Annotated in this window: 7 protein-coding genes; 4 read left to right on the top strand and 3 right to left on the bottom strand. The window is 62.2% G+C overall.

Going from position 1 to position 19,561, the window contains the following annotated elements:
- Position 1: 1 nt before the first annotated feature.
- Together PSH69_RS21225 and PSH69_RS21220 are read right to left on the bottom strand one after the other, a co-directional pair.
- Positions 2-901 (bottom strand): SDR family oxidoreductase, encoded by a 900-nt coding sequence (locus tag PSH69_RS21225; RefSeq protein ID WP_305409727.1) that lies wholly within the window; start codon positions 899-901, stop codon positions 2-4.
- A gap of 12 nt (positions 902-913) precedes the next feature.
- Entirely contained in the window at positions 914-2,704 is a 1,791-nt protein-coding gene (locus PSH69_RS21220) for an acyclic terpene utilization AtuA family protein (RefSeq protein ID WP_305409726.1), read from the bottom strand.
- A gap of 190 nt (positions 2,705-2,894) precedes the next feature.
- Between PSH69_RS21220 and PSH69_RS21215 the strand changes: the two genes are divergently transcribed.
- The 3 genes from PSH69_RS21215 (at position 2,895) to PSH69_RS21205 (ending at position 5,521) form a co-directional block, all read left to right on the top strand.
- Positions 2,895-3,518 (top strand): TetR/AcrR family transcriptional regulator, encoded by a 624-nt coding sequence (locus tag PSH69_RS21215; RefSeq protein WP_305409725.1) that lies wholly within the window; start codon positions 2,895-2,897, stop codon positions 3,516-3,518.
- 95 nt (positions 3,519-3,613) lie between these two features.
- The gene (locus PSH69_RS21210; protein ID WP_026345972.1) at positions 3,614-4,408 is read left to right on the top strand and encodes an ABC transporter substrate-binding protein; all 795 of its coding nucleotides are present in this window, start codon (positions 3,614-3,616) and stop codon (positions 4,406-4,408) included.
- A 99-nt stretch (positions 4,409-4,507) separates the two neighbouring features.
- The gene (locus tag PSH69_RS21205; protein WP_305409724.1) at positions 4,508-5,521 is read left to right on the top strand and encodes a GNAT family N-acetyltransferase; all 1,014 of its coding nucleotides are present in this window, start codon (positions 4,508-4,510) and stop codon (positions 5,519-5,521) included.
- A gap of 93 nt (positions 5,522-5,614) precedes the next feature.
- Here PSH69_RS21205 and PSH69_RS21200 read toward each other — a convergent pair whose 3' ends face one another.
- Positions 5,615-6,163 carry an RNA polymerase factor sigma-70 gene (locus PSH69_RS21200; RefSeq protein ID WP_007894994.1) on the bottom strand — a complete coding sequence of 183 codons (549 nt, stop codon included), beginning with the start codon at positions 6,161-6,163 and terminating at the stop codon, positions 5,615-5,617.
- Between the two features lie 381 nt (positions 6,164-6,544).
- Between PSH69_RS21200 and PSH69_RS21195 the strand changes: the two genes are divergently transcribed.
- Complete coding sequence (locus PSH69_RS21195) at positions 6,545-19,528, top strand: non-ribosomal peptide synthetase (protein ID WP_305409723.1); 12,984 nt, start codon at positions 6,545-6,547, stop codon at positions 19,526-19,528.
- Positions 19,529-19,561: the final 33 nt, after the last annotated feature.

The raw sequence follows: 19,561 nt of genomic DNA, 5'->3' as shown, positions 1-19,561 counted from the left end.
GTTATTCCTTGTCCTTCGGTTCGTCTGGTTTGGAGGCGTCCGGCCTGAGTACTTCAGGTAAATAGGCGCGGTGAAAGCCGTTGTACGAGTGACTGTTCTGCGCCTTGTGCATTGGCCAGGCCCGCCCGCCGAGGCTGGCGGCACCGTCGATGCGCAACGTACTGCCGCTGACAAACGCCGCTGCCGGGCTGAGCAGGAACACAATCGCCGCGCTGATTTCCGATTCGGTGCCGATGCGCTTGAGCGGCACGTGTTCGCACAGCGTCGGAATTACCGCCCGGAACGCGCCTTCGTAGGTGTCCATGCCGCTGGACGCGACCCAGCCCGGCGCGACGGCGTTGACCCGCACGCCGGCGTAGCCCCATTCGAACGCGGCGGTCTTGGTGAAGTTGTCCATGCCCGAGCGCGCCGCGCCTGAATGGCCCATGCCGGGCATGCCGCCCCACATGTCGGCGAGCATGTTGACGATGGCACCGCCGTGCTTGCTCATGGACTGATTGAACACCTCCCTGGCCATCAGAAAACCGCCCACCAGGTTGGTGCGCAGGATGGTTTCGAAACCTTTCTGATTGATCGACGCCAGCGGCGAGGGGTACTGCCCGCCGGCATTGTTGACCAGCCCGTGGATTGGGCCGTATTTGCGGATCAGCTCGCTGACCAGTTGCGTGACGGCGTCTTCGTTGCGGATATCGCAGACCTGCCAATTGGCTTTACCGCCGTCTTCGGTGATTTCGGCGCTGACCTTTTTCAATTTGTCGGCATTGCGCCCCACCAGCAGCACCTGCGCGCCGAGGGCCGCGAGCTCATGGGCGGTGCAACGACCGATGCCGCTGCCGCCACCGGTGACGATGATGGTTTGGCCGGCGAACAGGTCGGGTTTGAAAATCGAGTCATAGGCCATGGCGACAGTCCTCTAATTGAACTGATCGGCGATGCGCTGGGGCACCGGAATCTGGATTTCCAACAGTTGTTGGGCGAACGCCTTGCCCTGCGGATCGATCCGCAGGCTGGCCACGCCACCGCCGCCGAGTGCGTTTTCCAGAAGAAAATTAAAGCTCTGAGTGCCGGGTAAATACCAGCGTTCGACGCGTCCGTGAATCGGGTCGAGGACATGGCTCATCCAGTCGACCATCACCTCGGGTGTCAGTGCTTCGGCGATCCACGGCAGGTAGTCGGGGTGGCGGGCCATGACGCCGATGTTGCTGTGGTTACCCTTGTCGCCAGAGCGCGCCACGGCGAGTTTGATCAAGGCCACGCTGGCGTCGGCGCGTTCTGCGGGTTGGGGCGGATCGAACGGTAGTGGCAAGTCCGCCGGGTCGAGCGTATCGAGGGCGGGCAGGGCGCATGGATGGCGCTCACCGGCAAGATCGATATCCAAGGCGCAGGCGGTTTTGTCGATCAGGAACGAAAACAGCCGGATCAACGGATACACCGTCGGCCGTCCGCCGACGATTCCCGTCAGCCCGGGCGCCATACCGGTGGCAGCCTGAGCGATTTCCCGGGAGAACAGAATCAAGGCCTGTTTGCTTGGATGGCGCACGGCGAGTTTGATCACCACCTCACGGCTGTCCTGGCGCTGGCCGTGGGGGCCGTAAGTGGCCTCGCTGCCCAGCAGTTCGATGTTCACCTCGCTGTAAGGCGCCCAACCGCGCTGGCTGAACATTTCCGAGGTCTTGTTGATGATTGCCTGGCTGACCCGTCGGGCCTTGGCCACGGCATCGATCCCGGCGATCAGGCAACTGGCGGTGCAGCGGAAACCGTCCGGGTACGTTGCGCTGACCTTGTACTGAGCGGTCGGCGGCAAGCCTTTCGCGCCATGCACCTGAACCGCGTTTTTGCCTTGTTGCACAAGTTTGACCTGGCTGAAATCGCACACCACATCGGGCAGCAAATAGGCCTGCGGATCGCCGATTTCATAGAGCATCTGCTCGCCTACCGTCAGGGGCGTGACCAGGCCGCCGGAGCCGTCGGGTTTGCTGACGATGAACTGGCTGTCGGCACCGACTTCGACGATCGGAAAACCGATGTGTTCGTAGTCGGGCACGTCGTGCCAATCGGTGAAATTACCGCCGGTGCACTGGGCGCCACATTCGATCAGATGCCCGGCCAATGCGGCTTGGGCGAGTTTGTCGTAGTCGTGCCACGACCAGCCAAACTCATGCACCAGCGCGGCGCTGACCACGGCGCTGTCGACCACGCGCCCGGTGATCACAATGTCGGCGTCCAGGCGCAGGGCTTCGACGATGCCCGGTGCACCGAGGTAGGCGTTGGTCGACACGCACATCGGCGGCAGGGGCACGCCACTGAACATCTCATGGATACCAAGACTGCTCAGGTGTTTGAACTGCGGTTGCAGGTCGTCACCCGACAGCACGGCGATTTTCAGCGCCACCCCGGCCTTGTCGCAGGCCGCTTGCAGGGCAGCGGCGCAGGCCTGTGGATTAACTCCGCCGGCATTGCTGATCACCCGGATCTGTTGTTTCGCGAGCTGCTCAAGGAGGGGGCTGAGGACTTCGATGAAGTCGCTGGCGTAGCCGGTGGCGGGATCTTTCATCCGCGCCCCGGCCATGATCGACATTGTTATTTCAGCCAGATAATCGAACACCAGATAGTCCAGGCGGCCGCCCTCCACCAACTGTGCGGCGGCGGTCGAGGTGTCGCCCCAGAATGCACTGGCACAACCGATGCGAATTGTTTTAGGCACAGTCAACTCCATAGCCACCTGCGACAGAAGTGCTTCGAGACTACCAAGCAAGCGCTTGGTTTGTAAACGCCTTGATTATCTTCTTCCCGAGCGCTTGCTTGGTCGCCCCCGCCAGCTTAAATTGCCCGCGCAACCCTACTGTTTTAACGGGCAGCGGCGCATTTGATTGATCGACTGTAGGAGAGAACGGGTGGACGAGCAAAAAGCCCTGAGGGTGATGCGCGAATTGGTTGACAGCGGCCAATTGACCGACCCCGACAGCGCCCGCGGCAAACTGCTGCAAGTGGCCGCTCACCTGTTTCGCAACAAAGGTTATGAACGCACCACCGTGCGTGACCTGGCCAGTGCGGTGGGCATTCAGTCAGGCAGCATTTTTCATCACTTCAAAAGCAAGGACGAGATCCTGCGGGCAGTGATGGAGGAGACCATTCGCTACAACACCGCGTTGATGCGTGCAGCGCTGGCCGAGGCCGGCAATGTGCGCGAGCGGGTGCTGGCGCTGATTCGCTGCGAATTGCAGTCGATCATGGGCGGCAGTGGCGAGGCCATGGCGGTGCTGGTATATGAGTGGCGTTCGCTGTCCGAGCAAGGCCAGGCGCAGGTTCTGGCGCTGCGCGATATTTATGAAGCCATCTGGCTGCAGGTGCTGGGAGAAGCCAAGGACGCCGGTTTTATCCGGGGCGACGTGTTCATCACCCGCCGCTTCCTGACGGGCGCGCTATCCTGGACCACCACCTGGTTTCGCCCCGGTGGCAGTATGAACCTCGATCAATTGGCCGATGAAGCGCTGATTTTGGTGCTTGAAGAACGGTAAGAGCCGTCTATCTCGGCAAGAAACTGGCTAAGTTGACGAAACCGCCTAGTTTGTATGCATTGGTGAGTATTTTTTTTGGGGAGTGTGCTGTTTTGATGTCTTCATCAATTCGAATGGCGTCGCGGCTTTTGCTGGCGGCGCTTGTAGTGTGCTGGGTGTTGCCATCTCAGGCCGCGCAGCAGGTGCGGGTCGGGGCCGCCCATTTTCCACCCTATACCGTGCGCCCGGAGTCCGGTGCCGACACCGGTCTGCTGCCGCAACTGGTGGAAGCGTTGAATCAGCTGCAAACCGATTATCAGTTTGTGCTGGTGCCCACCTCGATTCCCAGGCGTTTCAACGACTTCAAGGAAGGCCGGGTCGATATGGCGATTTTCGAGAACCCGGACTGGGGCTGGAAGGACATCCCGCATACCCTCGTTGACATGGACCTGGAAGATGCAGAAATCTTTGTCGCGCAGAAGCAACCCGGTCGCGATGAGAGTTACTTCAAGGACCTGACGGGCAAGCGGCTGGCGCTGTACAGCGGCTATCACTACGAGTTTGCCAATTTCAATGCCGATCCCAAGTATCTGGCCGACACTTACAAGGCCACGTTGACCTATTCCCACGACAGCAACCTGCTGATGGTGCTGCGCGGGCGAGCGGACATTGCCCTGGTGACACGCTCTTATCTGAGCGATTACCTGCTGCGCAACGAAAAAGTCGGCGAGCAGTTGCTGGTGTCGCAACGCATCGATCAGGTCTATCACCATTACGCGCTGATTCGTCCAGAGGCGCCGATTACGGGGGAAGCATTCGGCAAGTTGCTGCAAGGCCTGCGAAACAACGGCCAGATGCTGAAGATTTTCGATCCCTACAAAATTGCCCTGGTGCCGGTGGGCAAGCACTGAATCGCGCCATGGGGCGCGTATTTGGCGACGGCGCTTAAATTTTCTGCCCCGGCTCACGTCACATCGTTGAACTGTCGACGATTACCGTGAGCCCGCCCCATGTCCAATCTGAATGACCTGACCGCCCTGGCCTTGCCGTCAGGCAACCGTCTTGTAGCCGATGAAACCGCAAGTCGCCTGAGCCTCAGCCTGGAAGGGCAGCCGCTGATCGAACTGCGGCTGATCCGCGAGCCCGAGTTGCATCTGCGGCTGGAGGAGCGCTTTGGCCGTCCTGACGGTCAAGCATTCTGGGCGGCCTGTTATTGGCTGTTTGCCCGTGATGCGCAGTGTCAGCGTCTGACCTGGCACCTCGATCAAGTGCCCACCGAAGCCTTGCTCAGCGGGTTGCTGATCGCGACCGACGTCAACGGTCAATATCGCTGTGAACGCACGCTGTTCTGGCAATTGCCTCAGCCTTGGCTGGGTGAGTCGTTGACCGGTAGCTATCCACAGCAGATGGTCATCAGTGACGGCAAGCGCCACCCCCAGCGTGCGGTGAAACCCCGTGGTGAGGTCTATCGGCGCTTCGATGCGCGGCTCGGTGCATGGGTTTCCCTGCGTACGCTGGAAATCGAGCAGGATCTGGCGCGTTTCAATCGTTGGCAGAACAACCCGCGGGTCGCGAGTTTCTGGCAGGAGGAGGGCAGCCTCGAGAAGCATCGGGAATACCTCGGCAAGCTCGAAGCCGACCCGCACACCTTGACCCTGATCGGTTGCTTCGATGATCAGCCGTTTGCCTACTTTGAAGCCTACTGGGCCAAGGAAGATCGCATTGCGCCGTTCTATGACGCCGGCGATTACGACCGTGGCATTCACATGCTGGTGGGTGAGGAAGATCACCGTGGCCCGCACAAGGTGGCGAGTTGGCTATCGGCGCTGGTGCACTACCTGTTTCTCGATGATCCGCGCACTCAACGGGTGGTCGCCGAACCTCGCGCCGACAACGCGAAGATGATCGGGCATCTGCATAATCAGTGTTTTCACTGCGAGAAAGAGTTCGACTTCCCGCACAAGCGCGCGGCGCTGATGGTGCTGGGGCGTGAGCGGTTTTTTGATCGGTGTTCGTTGGCTTGAGTCAGTCTTCGCGGGCAAGTCGGATCGCCGCACCGCTCGCTCCTACAGTGACAGGCAATATTCCCTGTGGAGCGAGGCTTGCCCGCGAAGCTTTTAACGACGAGCGAAGGTGTCCGCACGATTGCCCGACACCTTGCGGCAATGCACCAGCGCATCACGAATCATGAAGTTCACCAGGGTCGGCGAGACGCCCAGTTCCTTGGCGATGTCTTTTTGCGGCACGCCGTGCAGGCGGTACATCTCGAAGGCGTAGCGGGTGCGGCTGGGCAACTCTGTCAGTGCATCGGCAATGTTTTCCAGGGTCGAGAAATTCATGTGCGAGGTTTCCGGCGAAGCGCCCTGGATCACCACGTTCAGGCCTTCCTCTTCCGGGCCCGAATACTTCTGCTCCAGCGCCTGCTTGCGGTAGTGATCGATCGCCAGGTTGCGCACGATCTGGAACAGGTAACTGAGCTGCGCCTTGATGGACGAGGTGATCTGCGGCGCCGATTGCAACCGGAAGAACGCATCCTGCACCACGTCTTCGGCGCGGGATCGGCAGCCGGTAATGCGGGCGGCGATCTTGACCAGAATCAGTCGGTTGTCGACGAAGGCCTGAAGTAGCGGTGAATCGCACCTGCTTGTGGATACTTGTTCCGTCATTGGAAATCACCTTGCTGCAAATAGGGTTGTGGGACGACAAGGGGGGGCGGAGCCGTCCTACATATCGAGCGACAAATTATGTTGAATGATAATGATTGTCAATTGAGAAAGAGAATTAATGCTCCGTTAAGGTGCGCAGTGAGAAGGGCGACACACTGACTCACCCACCGGCCACAAGCCTGCCGGCGCTCAAGCCCGGCGACTAATTATTCCAAGACCTCATCCGTTCTCATTGGTGAATGGCTGCGGGCGCAAACCCCGGCCAAAACAGCATTCCCAAGCCTTGCGCGGTCGGCGAAGACCGCGTCCTGCATGCCCGTGAACGGGCGTGAAATATGAAAACCGATTCCACTTGCAAGCCGAATTCAGGCAGGAAACCTCATGACCGACGCGTTCGAACTCCCCAGCACACTGGTCCAAGCCCTCCAGCGCCGCGCGGCCCTGACGCCGGACCGGGTGGCCTTGCGTTTTCTCGCCGAAACCCAGGATCAGGCTGTGGTGCTCAGTTATCGTGAGCTGGACCAACGGGCGCGCACCATTGCCGGCGCGTTGCAGGCCCAGGCGTCGTTCGGTGATCGCGCGGTGCTGTTGTTTCCCAGCGGTCCGGATTACGTCGCGGCGTTCTTTGGTTGCCTGTACGCCGGGGTGATCGCGGTGCCGGCCTATCCGCCGGAATCGACCCGCCGTCATCATCAAGAGCGCCTGCTGTCGATCATCAGCGATGCCGAGCCGCGCCTGCTGTTGACCAGCGCCGACCTGCGCGACGCCTTGCTGCAAATCAACGGGGCGCCGCGGCTGCTGTGTGTCGACACCCTCGACAGCGCCCTGGCTGAACATTGGGTTGCGCCGGACCTGCAAGGCGAGCACATCGCTTTCCTGCAATACACCTCCGGCTCCACCGCGTTGCCTAAAGGTGTGCAAGTCAGCCACGGCAACCTGGTGGCCAACGAACGATTGATTCGTCACGGCTTTGGCATCGACCTCAATCCTGATGACGTGATTGTCAGCTGGCTGCCGCTGTACCACGACATGGGCCTGATCGGTGGTTTGCTGCAGCCGATTTTCAGTGGTGTGCCGTGCGTGTTGATGTCGCCGGCGTACTTCCTCGGTCGCCCGTTGCGCTGGCTGGAAGCGATCAGCGAATACGGCGGCACCATCAGCGGCGGGCCGGACTTCGCCTATCGACTGTGCAGCGAGCGCGTCAGCGAATCGGCTCTGGAACGCCTTGATTTGAGCGGCTGGCGCGTGGCGTATTCCGGTTCCGAACCGATTCGCCTCGACACCCTGGAACGCTTCGCCGAGAAATTCGCGGCCTGTGGTTTTACGCCAGACAGCTTCATGGCCTCTTACGGTCTCGCGGAAGCCACGCTGTTCGTTGCCGGCACTCCGCGCGGTCGGGGCATTCCGGCATTGCGCGTGGATGATCAGGCCTTGGCGCAAAACCGCGCCGAACCGGGCGACGGCAGTCCGGTCATGAGTTGCGGCATCAGCCAGCCGGATCACGCGGTGCTGATTGTCGATTCGGTATCGCTCGAAGAACTCGCCGACAATGCGGTCGGTGAAGTCTGGGCCGCCGGGCCGAGCATCGCCCATGGCTACTGGCGCAACCCTGAAGCCACGGCCAAGACCTTCGTCCAGCATGCGGGCCGCACCTGGTTGCGCACCGGCGACCTGGGCTTTTTGCGTGACGGTGAACTGTTCATCACCGGGCGCCTGAAAGACATGCTGATCGTTCGTGGTCACAACCTCTATCCGCAGGACATCGAGCAGACCATCGAGTGCGAAGTGGAGGTGGTGCGCAAGGGGCGTGTGGCCGCGTTCGCGGTCAATCTCGAGGGACAGGAAGGTATCGGCGTCGCCGCGGAAATCAGCCGCAGCGTGCAGAAAATCCTGTCGCCCGAGGCGCTGATCAAAGCCATCCGCCAAGCGGTGGCCGAGGCGTATCAGGAGGCGCCGAGCGTGGTGGTTTTGCTCAATCCGGGGGCGCTGCCCAAGACCTCCAGCGGTAAGTTGCAACGTTCGGCCTGCCGCAATCGCCTGGCCGATGGCAGCCTCGACAGCTATGCGGTTTTCCCGTTGGCAGCGAACGAAAGTGAAGGCTGCAGCGAGTCGGGTTCCGAACTGCAAACCCTGATCGGCCAGATCTGGTGCGAGCAATTGCAGGTCAAGCAAGTCAACGCCGACGATCACTTCTTCCTGCTCGGCGGCAACTCCATCGCCGCTACTCAAGTGGTCGCTCGACTACGTGAAACGTTGGGTCTGGAGCTGAATCTGCGTCTGTTATTCGAAGCGCCGACCCTCGGCGCGTTCGCCGCCGCCGTCGCCCGGCAACAACAGGATGGTGGCCTCGCCCAAGGCGCGATCACTCAGCTGTCGCGCAATGAAGCCATGCCGCAATCCCTGGCGCAAAACCGTTTGTGGATCACCTGGCAACTCGACCCGCAGAGCAGCGCCTACAACATTCCCGGCGCCTTGCGCCTGCGCGGCGAACTGGACGAAGACGCCTTGCGCGCCAGTTTCCAGCAACTGATCGAACGTCACGAATCCCTGCGCACGCGGTTTTTCGAGCGCGACGGTGTGGCCCTGCAACGGGTCGATGCTGCCGGTGAGTTCAATCTTCGAGTGATCGACATCAACGATGTGCCGGCCGCCGAGCGTGAAGTCCGCGCGCAACAAATCCGCGAGGACGAAGCCCGCACCCGGTTCGACCTGGAGAACGGCCCGCTGCTGTGGGTGACCCTGGTGCGCCTCGATGATGAGGATCATCAACTGCTGGTGACGATGCACCACATCATCGCCGACGGCTGGTCGCTGAACGTGCTGATCGACGAATTCTCGCGCCTGTATGCGGCAGCCTCTCAAGGCCAGACCGCCAGCCTCCCGGCCTTGCCGACCCAATACGCTGACTACGGCAGTTGGCAGCGCCAGTGGCTGGCGCAAGGGGAGGGCGAACGGCAACTCGCTTACTGGAAAGAGCAGTTGGGTGATGAGCATCCGACCCTGAGCCTGGGCACCGACCACCCACGTTCGGCGCAGCACACTTACAGCGCCGCCCGCCACACGCTGCGGTTGGACGCGAGCCTGAGCAACGCGATTCGCCAGACCGCCCTAGCTCATGAGTCGACGCCGTTCATGCTGTTGCTCGCGGCATTCCAGAGCCTGCTGCATCGCTACAGTGGTCAGCGCGACATCCGCATCGGCGTGCCGAATGCCAACCGTCCACGTCTGGAAACCCAAGGGTTGATCGGCTTCTTCATCAACACCCAAGTGTTGCGTGCCGAAGTGGACTCGCGACTGCCATTCGTGGAGTTGCTGGCGCAAACCCGGCAAGCCTCATTGGAGGCGCAAGCGCATCAGGACCTGCCGTTCGAACAACTGCTCGAAGCTTTCCCGCAGGCCCGTGAACAAGGACTGTTCCAGGTCATGTTCAACCATCAGCAACGGGATCTCGGCGCTCTGCGTCGTCTGCCGGGGCTGCTCGCCGAAGAGCTGCCGTGGCACAGCCGCGAAGCCAAGTTCGACCTGCAACTGCACAGCGAAGAAGACCGCAACGGACGCTTGAGCCTGTCGTTCGACTACGCCTGCGAACTGTTTGACGCGCCGACCATCGAGCGTCTGGCCGAGCATTTCAGCAATCTGCTGCGAGCCATCTGCGAGCGTCCGCAACAAGCGATTGGCGACCTGCAACTGCTGACCGCCGCCGAACACGCTCAGCAAAATGACTGGAGCGTTGCCCCCTGCAACCCGGCGCAGCAGTGGTTGCCGGAACTGCTCAACGAACAACTGCGCCAGACCTCGGAGCGCACCGCGTTGCTGTGGGACGGCGGCAGCCTGGACTTCGCCGAACTGCATACTCAGGCCAACCGCTTGGCGCATTATCTGCGCGACAAAGGCGTCGGCCCGGACGTGTGCGTGGCCATCGCCGCCGAGCGTTCGCCGCAGTTGCTGATCGGCTTGCTGGCGATCATCAAGGCCGGTGGCGCTTATGTGCCGCTCGACCCTGATTACCCGACCGAGCGCCTGGCCTACATGCTCCGCGACAGTGGCGTCGAGTTGCTGCTGACCCAAACCGAATTGCTCGACTGCTTGCCGGCGACTGATGGCGTCTGCGTGATTGCCATGGACGCCCTGCACCTGGAGAACTGGCCAAGCCATGCACCGGGTTTGCACCTGCACGGCGACAACCTGGCCTACGTGATTTATACCTCGGGTTCCACCGGCCAGCCCAAGGGCGTTGGCAACACTCACGCAGCGCTCGCTGAACGTCTGCAATGGATGCAGAGCACTTATCGCCTGAACGATACCGACGTGCTGATGCAAAAAGCCCCGATCAGTTTTGACGTGTCGGTGTGGGAGTGTTTCTGGCCGCTGATCACCGGGTGCCGTTTGCTGATCGCTGGTTCCGGCGAACACCGCGATCCACACCGCATCGCACAACTGGTTCAGCAATACGGTGTGACCACGCTGCACTTTGTGCCGCCCTTGTTGGCGTTGTTCATCGACGAACCGCTGACCGCCGAATGCACCAGCCTGCGCCGGGTGTTTTCCGGCGGCGAAGCCTTGCCCGTCGAACTGCGCAACCGCGTGCTGACGCAACTGCCGGCGGTGCAACTGCACAACCGCTACGGCCCGACCGAAACCGCGATCAACGTCACCCACTGGCACTGCACAACCGCCGATGGCGAGCGCTCGCCGATTGGCCGGCCATTGGGCAACGTGCTGTGCCGGGTGCTCGACAGTGACCTCAACCCGGTGCCGGCCGGCGTGCCGGGTGAACTGTGCATCAGCGGTATCGGTTTGGCTCGGGGCTATCTGGGCCGTCCGGGGCTGACCGCTGAGCGTTTCGTGGTCGATCCACTGGGCGAGCAGGGCGCGCGTCTGTACCGCACCGGCGACCGTGCGCGCTGGACCGCCGATGGCGTAATCGAATACTTCGGTCGTCTCGATCAGCAGGTCAAACTGCGTGGCTTTCGTGTCGAGCCGCAAGAGATCGAAGCGCGGCTGTTGGCACAATCCGGCGTCGCCCAAGCGGTGGTGCTGGTGCGCGAAACAGCGGTCGGCGGGCAGTTGATCGGTTACTACACCGCCACTGATTCCACTGAAGACCTCGACACTCAAACCGCACGCCTGACAGCTACGCTGGCCGCCGAGTTGCCGGAATACATGGTCCCGGCGCAACTGATGCGTCTGGACCAAATGCCCCTGAGCCCGAGCGGCAAACTCGATCGCCGCGCCTTGCCGGAACCTCAGTGGCACGTCCGCGAGCACGTCGAACCGGTCACGGCGCTTGAGCAACAAATCGCTGACATCTGGCGCGAAGTGTTGGGCCAAGCGCAGATCGGTCTGCGCGACGACTTCTTCGCCCTTGGCGGCCACTCGCTGCTGGCCACGCAAATCATCTCCCGCACCCGCCAGGCCTGCGACGTCGAGTTACCGCTGCGGGCGCTGTTCGAGGCCAGTGAGCTGGGCGCGTTTGCCGAACAGGTTCGCTTGATCCAGGCCAGCGGCAAAACCAACCGGCAGCCTCCGATCGAGAAGGTCGACCGCCGTCAACCGGTGCCGTTGTCCTACTCCCAGCAACGCATGTGGTTCCTCTGGCAGATGGAACCGGACAGCCCGGCCTACAACGTCGGCGGCATGGCGCGGTTGCGCGGCGTGCTGGATGTCGGGCGTTTCGAAGCGGCGCTGCAAGCGCTGGTCATGCGTCACGAAACCCTGCGCACGACATTCCCGAGCGTCGACGGCGTGGCCCGGCAACAGGTGCATCCAGACACCGGTATGCGCATGGACTGGAAGGATTTCTCCGCGCTGGCGGCCGATACCCGTGAGCAGCGAGTCCAGCAACTGGCCGACAGCGAGGCGCACACGCCTTTCGATCTGGAAACCGGACCGTTGCTGCGCGCCTGCCTGGTCAAGACCGCCGAGCAGGAACATTACCTGGTGCTGACCCTGCACCACATCGTCACCGAAGGCTGGGCGATGGACATCTTCGCCCGGGAACTCAGCGCGCTCTACGAAGCCTTCGTCGATGACCGCGAATCGCCACTGCAACCCTTGCCGGTGCAGTACCTGGATTACAGCGTGTGGCAGCGTCAGTGGCTGGAATCCGGCGAACGTCAGCGCCAGCTCGATTACTGGACCGCGCAACTGGGCCGTGAACATCCGCTGCTGGAATTGCCGGCTGATCGTCCGCGTCCGCCGGTGCAAAGTCATCAGGGCGAACTGTTCCGCTTCGACCTCAGCGATGACCTCGCGGCGCGGGTTCGTGCCTTCAACGCAGACAACGGCCTGACCCTGTTCATGACCATGACCGCCGCCCTGGCCGTGCTGCTTTACCGCTACAGCGGCCAGACCGACCTGCGCATCGGTGCGCCGGTGGCCAACCGCATCCGCCCGGAAAGCGAAGGGCTGATCGGCGCGTTCCTCAACACCCAAGTGCTGCGTTGCCAGCTCGACGGGCAGATGTCTGTCGGCGAGTTGTTCGAGCAGGTTCGCCACACGGTGATCGAAGGCCAGTCCCATCAGGACCTGCCGTTCGATCACTTGGTCGAAGCCTTGCAGCCACCGCGCAGCGCCGCGTACAACCCGCTGTTCCAGGTGATGTGCAACGTGCAGCGCTGGGAATTCCAGCAGCGCCGCACCCTGGCCGGGATGACCGTCGAGTACCTGGCCAACGATGCGCGCGCGACCAAGTTCGACCTCAACCTGGAAGTCACCGACCTCGACCATCGCCTCGGTTGCTGCCTGACTTACAGCACCGATCTGTTCGATGAGCCGCGCATTGCGCGCATGGCCGGGCACTGGCGCAACCTGCTGGAAGCGTTGCTGGCCGATCCGCAACAGCGCTTGAGTGAGCTGCCATTGCTCGACGCCACTGAACAGCAAAACCTGCTCGACAGCCTCGGCATCGAGCCGGGTGAGCATCGCCTCGATCAATGCATCCACCAGCTGTTCGCTGAGCAGGCGCTGGTGCGCATGGGCGCACCGGCGCTGACGTTCGCCGGGCAAACCCTGAGCTACGCCGAGCTCGACAGCCGCGCCAATCGTCTGGCCTGGATGCTCCGTGAGCGCGGTGTCGGGCCGCAAGTGCGGGTCGGCTTGGCGTTGGAACGTTCGCTGGAGATGGTCATCGGCTTGCTGGCAATCCTCAAGGCGGGCGGCGCCTATGTGCCGCTGGACCCGGAATACCCGCTGGATCGCCTGCACTACATGATCGAAGACAGCGGCATCGGTTTGTTGCTCAGCGATGCGGCGATGTTCGCGGCACTCGGTGAGTTGCCGGCCAGCGTCGGTCGTTGGTGCCTGGAAGACGATGCCGCGGACCTGGCCAATTACCCGGCCAGCGAGCTGCCGTTTATCAGCTTGCCGCAGCATCAGGCGTACCTGATTTACACCTCGGGCTCGACCGGAAAACCGAAAGGCGTGGTGGTGTCCCACGGCGAAATCGCCATGCATTGCCGCGCGGTGATCGAGCGTTTCGGCATGCGCCCCGATGACTGCGAGTTGCACTTCTATTCGATCAACTTCGATGCCGCGACCGAGCGTCTGCTGGTGCCGCTATTGAGTGGTGCGCAGGTGGTCCTTCGCGCTCAAGGCCAGTGGGACGCGCAAGAAATCTGCGGGCTGATTCGTCGCCATAACATCAACATCCTCGGCTTCACCCCAAGCTACGGCAGCCAGTTGGCGCAATGGCTGGCGACCCAGGGCGAAACCCTGCCGGTGCGCATGTGCATCACCGGTGGCGAAGCCCTGACCGGCGAACACTTGCAGCGGATTCGCGCGGCGTTCAAACCGAGCCTGTTTTTCAACGCTTACGGCCCGACCGAAACTGTGGTCATGCCGCTCGCCAGCCTGGCCCCCGAGCAATTGGAAGAAGGGCTGGGCAGTGTGCCGATTGGCAGCGTGATCGGCGCTCGGGTGGCGTACGTTCTCGACGCCGACCTGGCGTTGCTGCCACAAGGCGCGACCGGCGAGTTGTATGTCGGCGGCGCCGGTCTGGCGCAGGGTTATCACCAGCGTCCGGGGATGACCGCCGAACGGTTTGTCGCTGATCCTTTTGCCGCGAACGGCGGACGCTTGTACCGCACCGGCGATCTTGTCCGTCAGCGCGCCGATGGCCTTGTCGAGTACCTCGGCCGTATCGACCATCAAGTGAAGATCCGTGGTTTCCGCATCGAACTGGGCGAGATCGAAACCCGTCTGCTGGAACATGAGTCGATCCGTGAAGCGGTCGTGCTGGCGCTCGATGCACCGAGCGGCAAACAACTGGTGGGCTATCTGGTCACAGACGTGGCCGAGCAGGATGAAGCGCAACAAACTGCACTGCGCGAAGCGTTGAAGGCGCACCTCAAATCTCAGTTGCCGGATTACATGGTGCCGACGCACTTGATCCTGCTGGCCAGCATGCCGCTGACCGCCAACGGCAAACTCGACCGTCGCGCACTGCCGGCACCGGACCCGGAGTTGAATCGTCAGCAGTACGTGGCGCCGAGCAACGAACTAGAGCTGACCCTGGCCGGCATCTGGTGTGAAGTGCTCAACGTTCAACAGGTCGGCCTCAACGACAACTTCTTCGAACTGGGCGGCGATTCGATCCTGTCGATCCAGGTGGTGAGCCGTGCGCGGCAGCAGGGCATTCACTTCAGCCCCCGCGACCTGTTCCAGCACCAGACGGTGCAGACCCTGGCTGCCGTCGCGACCCGCACCGAGCAAGTCACTGCCGAGCAAGGTCTGCTCACTGGAGAATCGCGACTGACGCCGATCCAGCACTGGTTCTTCGATACCGATATTCCACAACGTCAACACTGGAACCAGGCGTTGCTGCTGGAACCGACCGTGGCGCTGGAGCCGCATCGCCTGGAGCAAGCGCTGTTGGCGGTGATCGAACAGCACGATGCCTTGCGCCTGCGCTTCACCGAAGTCGCCGGTCATTGGCAGGCCGAGCATCAGGCAGTTTCCGACGCTACCGTGCTATGGCAGGTGCAAGTGCCGACCCTGGACGCGTGCGCGGCGCTGTTCGCCGATGCCCAGCGCAGCCTCGACCTTGAGCAAGGGCCGCTGATGCGGGCGCTGCTGGTCGATGATCCCGAGGGGCACCAACGGCTGTTCATTGCCATTCACCACTTGGTGGTGGACGGGGTGTCGTGGCGGGTGCTGCTGGACGATCTGCAAACGGTTTATCGTCAACTGGACGCAGAGCAGTCAGTAAAACTGCCAGCGAAAACCAGTGCCTTCAGGGACTGGACCGCACGGTTGCAGGCTTATGCCGGCAGCGAATCCTTGCGGGAAGAATTGAGCTGGTGGCAGGCGCAACTGGCCGGCCCAAGCGCTGAATTACCGTGTGATCGTCCGCAGGGCGGGCAGCAGAATCGTCACGCGCAAACCGTCAGCGTGCGCCTCGACAGCGAGCGCACCCGCCAACTGTTGCAACAGGCGCCGGCGGCCTATCGCACCCAGGTCAACGATTTGCTGCTGACTGCATTGGCCCGTGTGTTGTGCCGCTGGAGCGGTCATGAGTCGGCGTTGATTCAACTCGAAGGCCACGGCCGCGAAATGCTGTTCGACGACATCGACCTGACCCGCACCGTCGGCTGGTTTACCAGTGCTTATCCACTGCGCCTCACGCCGGTGAGTGAACAGGGTGCGTCGATCAAGGCGATCAAGGAGCAACTGCGCGCGGTGCCGCGTAAAGGCCTGGGGTATGGCGTGCTGCGTTACCTGGCTGATGGCCTGTGTCGGCAGACCATGGCCGCGCTGCCGGTGGCGCCGATCACCTTCAACTACCTTGGCCAGTTCGACCAGAGCTTCGGCAGCGATGCGCTGTTCCGTCCGCTCGATGAGCCGGTCGGCGCGGCCCATGATCCGCATGCGCCGCTGCCCAACGAACTGAGCATCGACAGTCAGGTGTACGGTGGTGAACTGGTGCTGCGCTGGACCTTCAGCGCCGAACGCCACGACCGGCAAACCATCGCCGACCTGGCGCAGGCGTATCGGGATGAATTGCACAGCCTGATCCAGCACTGCCTGAGCGACCACGCGGGCGGCCTGACGCCGTCGGACTTCCCGTTGGCCAGACTGACTCAACCGCAACTCGATGCACTGCCCGTGCCGGCGGCGATGATCGAAGACGTCTACCCGCTGACCCCGATGCAGGAAGGCATGCTGCTGCACACCTTGCTCGAACCGGGCACCGGCCTCTACTACATGCAGGACCGCTACCGCATCAACAGCGAGCTCGACCCCGAGCGTTTCGCCCTGGCCTGGCAAGCGGTGATCGCCCGTCACGAAGCCTTGCGCGCCTCGTTCTGCTGGAACGTCGGCGAAGACATGCTGCAAGTGATCCATAAGCCGGGCAGCACGCCGATCGAGTATCTGGACTGGAGCGCGGTTGCCGAAACCGAGCAAGAGCCGAAGTTGCAGGCGCTGCTGAAAAGCGAGCGCGAGGCCGGGTTCGATCTGCTCAATCAGGTGCCGTTCCACCTGCGCTTGATCCGCGTGGGCGCGGCGCGCTACTGGTTCATGATGAGCAACCATCACATCCTCATCGATGCCTGGTGCCGTTCGCTGCTGATGAACGACTTCTTTGAAATCTACACCGCCCTCGGCGAAGGCCGCGAAGCGCAACTGGCGGTGCCGCCGCGTTATCGCGATTACATCGGCTGGCTGCAACGCCAGAGCCTGACCGAGGCGCGGCAGTGGTGGCGGCAGAACCTGCAAGGTTTCGAGCGCACCACGCCGATTCCGAGCGACCGGCCGTTCCTGCGTGAACACGCCGGCGACAGCGGCGGCATGATCGTCGGCGACCGTTACACAAGGCTTGATGCCCGGGACGGCGCGCAATTGCGCGAACTGGCCCAGACCTATCAGCTGACCGTCAACACCTTCGCCCAGGCGGCGTGGGCGCTGGTGCTGCGTCGCCTGAGCGGTGAGCGCGACGTGCTGTTCGGCGTCACCGTGGCCGGGCGTCCGGTGGACATGCCAGAGATGCAACGCACAGTCGGGCTGTTCATCAACAGCATCGCCCTGCGGGTGAAAATGCCCGAGGACGATCAGCGCTGCAGCGTTCGTCAGTGGCTCAGTGGTTTGCTCGACAGCAACATGCAACTGCGCGAGTACGAGTACCTGCCGTTGGTGAGCATCCAGGAAACCAGCGAACTGCCGAAAGGCCAGCCGCTGTTCGACAGCCTGTTCGTGTTCGAAAACGCCCCGGTGGAAGTCTCGGTGCTGGACCGTGCGCAAAGCCTCAACGCCACCTCGGATTCGGGCCGCACCCACACTAACTTCCCGTTGACGGCGGTCTGCTATCCGGGGGATGACCTGGGTTTGCACCTGTCCTACGACCAGCGTTACTTCGACGAATCTACCGTCGAGCGCATGCTCGGTGAGTTCAAGCGCCTGTTGCTGGCGCTGGTCGAGGGCTTCCACGGTGACATGGCCGATTTGTCGCTGTTGGGCGCCGAGGAACAGGACTTCCTGATCCATGGCTGCAACCAGAGCCAACACGACTATCCGCTGGAGCAGAGCTATGTCTCATTGTTCGAAGCGCAGGTTGCCCGGCATCCGCAGCGGATTGCCGCCAGTTGTCTCGATCAGCAACACAGCTATGTTGAGCTGAACCAGCGCAGCAACCGTCTCGGCCATGCCTTGATCGCTGCAGGCGTCGGCCTCGATCAACCGGTGGCGCTGCTCGCCGAGCGTAATCTCGATCTGCTGGGCATGATCGTCGGCAGCTTCAAGGCTGGTGCCGGTTACTTGCCGCTGGACCCGGGCCTGCCGAGTCAGCGCCTGAGCCGGATCATTGACCTGAGCCGCACGCCGTTGCTGGTCTGCACCCAGGCGTGCCGTGACCAAGCCGTCGCGCTGCTGGAGGAATTCGGTTGTGCCAACCGGCCTCGATTGCTGGTCTGGGAAGACGTGCAGGCGAGCGACGTTTCGGTGGCCAATCCGGGTGTCTACAGTGCCCCGGACAACCTCGCCTACGTGATTTACACCTCGGGCTCCACAGGCCTGCCTAAGGGCGTGATGGTCGAGCAGCGCGGCATGCTCAATAACCAGTTGAGCAAGGTGCCGTACCTGAAGCTGAGCGACGCCGATGTGATCGCCCAGACCGCTTCGCAAAGCTTCGATATTTCGGTCTGGCAGTTCCTCGCGGCGCTGTTGTTCGGTGCTCGGGTGGACATCGTGCCGAACAGCATCGCCCATGATCCCCAAGGCTTGCTGGCCCACGTCCAGAGCCAGGGCATTAGCGTGCTGGAAAGCGTGCCGTCGCTGATTCAGGGCATGCTCGCCCAGGACTGCATGAGCCTCGATGGCCTGCGCTGGATGTTGCCGACCGGTGAAGCGATGCCGCCGGAACTGGCGCATCAATGGTTGCTGCGTTACCCGCAGATGGGGCTGGTGAACGCTTATGGCCCGGCGGAATGCTCGGACGATGTGGCGTTCTTCCGCATCGACCTGGCTTCGACCCGTGGCAGCTATTTGCCGATCGGTTCGCCGACCGACAACAACCGTTTGTACCTGCTCGATGGCGCGCTGGAGCTGGTGCCGTTGGGGGCGGTGGGTGAGTTGTGCGTGGCCGGCACCGGGGTCGGTCGCGGTTATGTGAGCGATCCGTTGCGCACGGCGCAAGTGTTTGTGCCGAACCCGTTCGGTGCGCCTGGGGATCGCCTGTATCGCACCGGTGACCTGGCCCGTCGGCGCAGTGATGGCGTGCTGGAATACGTCGGGCGTATCGATCATCAAGTGAAGATCCGCGGTTACCGCATCGAACTGGGTGAAATCGAGGCGCGTCTGCATGAACAGCCGGAAGTCCGCGATGCGGCGGTCGGGGTGCAGGAGGGCGTCAACGGCAAGCATCTGGTCGGCTATCTGGTGGCAGCGGATTCGGCGCTCAATCCGAACGAACGACTGGAGCGGATCAAGCAGCGCCTGCGTGCCGAGTTGCCGGAATACATGGTGCCGCTGCACTGGTTGTGGCTCGACAAGCTGCCGCTCAACGCCAACGGCAAACTCGATCGCAAGGCCTTGCCGGCACTGGAGATCGGCCAGTTGCAGAGTCAGGACTATCAGGCGCCGGGCAATCAGCTGGAGCAGACCTTGGCGGATATCTGGGCCGAAGTGTTGAAGGTCGAGAAGGTTGGCGTGCGTGACAACTTCTTCGAGCTTGGTGGGCATTCGCTGCTGGCCACGCAAATTGCCTCGCGGGTACAAAAAGCCCTGCAACGCAACGTGCCGCTGCGGGCGATGTTCGAGTGCAGCACGGTGGCGGAACTGGCCGAGTACATCGACGGGTTAGCGGCGAGCGACATTACCGAGGAGAAGGTGGATCGGTTGAATGACCTGATGGCGGAGCTGGAGGGGCTTTAACCCGGGTTGACTGCCGAGCCCACGCGGCTCAGG

It is taken from the genome of Pseudomonas sp. FP1740, assembly GCF_030687165.1.
In the GTDB taxonomy this organism is placed as follows: Bacteria; Pseudomonadota; Gammaproteobacteria; order Pseudomonadales; family Pseudomonadaceae; genus Aquipseudomonas.
The sequence above is the reverse complement of the archived record's forward strand: the minus strand, read 5'-3'. Positions and strand labels throughout refer to the sequence as shown.

Bases quoted from the DNA above. Each gene is read 5' to 3' on its own strand.
- PSH69_RS21225 (WP_305409727.1), bottom strand. From the start codon at position 901: ATGGCCTATGACTCGATTTTCAAACCCGACCTGTTCGCCGGCCAAACC.
- PSH69_RS21200 (WP_007894994.1), bottom strand. From the start codon at position 6,163: ATGACGGAACAAGTATCCACAAGCAGGTGCGATTCACCGCTACTTCAG.
- PSH69_RS21210 (WP_026345972.1), top strand. From the start codon at position 3,614: ATGTCTTCATCAATTCGAATGGCGTCGCGGCTTTTGCTGGCGGCGCTT.
- PSH69_RS21205 (WP_305409724.1), top strand. From the start codon at position 4,508: ATGTCCAATCTGAATGACCTGACCGCCCTGGCCTTGCCGTCAGGCAAC.
- PSH69_RS21195 (WP_305409723.1), top strand. From the start codon at position 6,545: ATGACCGACGCGTTCGAACTCCCCAGCACACTGGTCCAAGCCCTCCAG.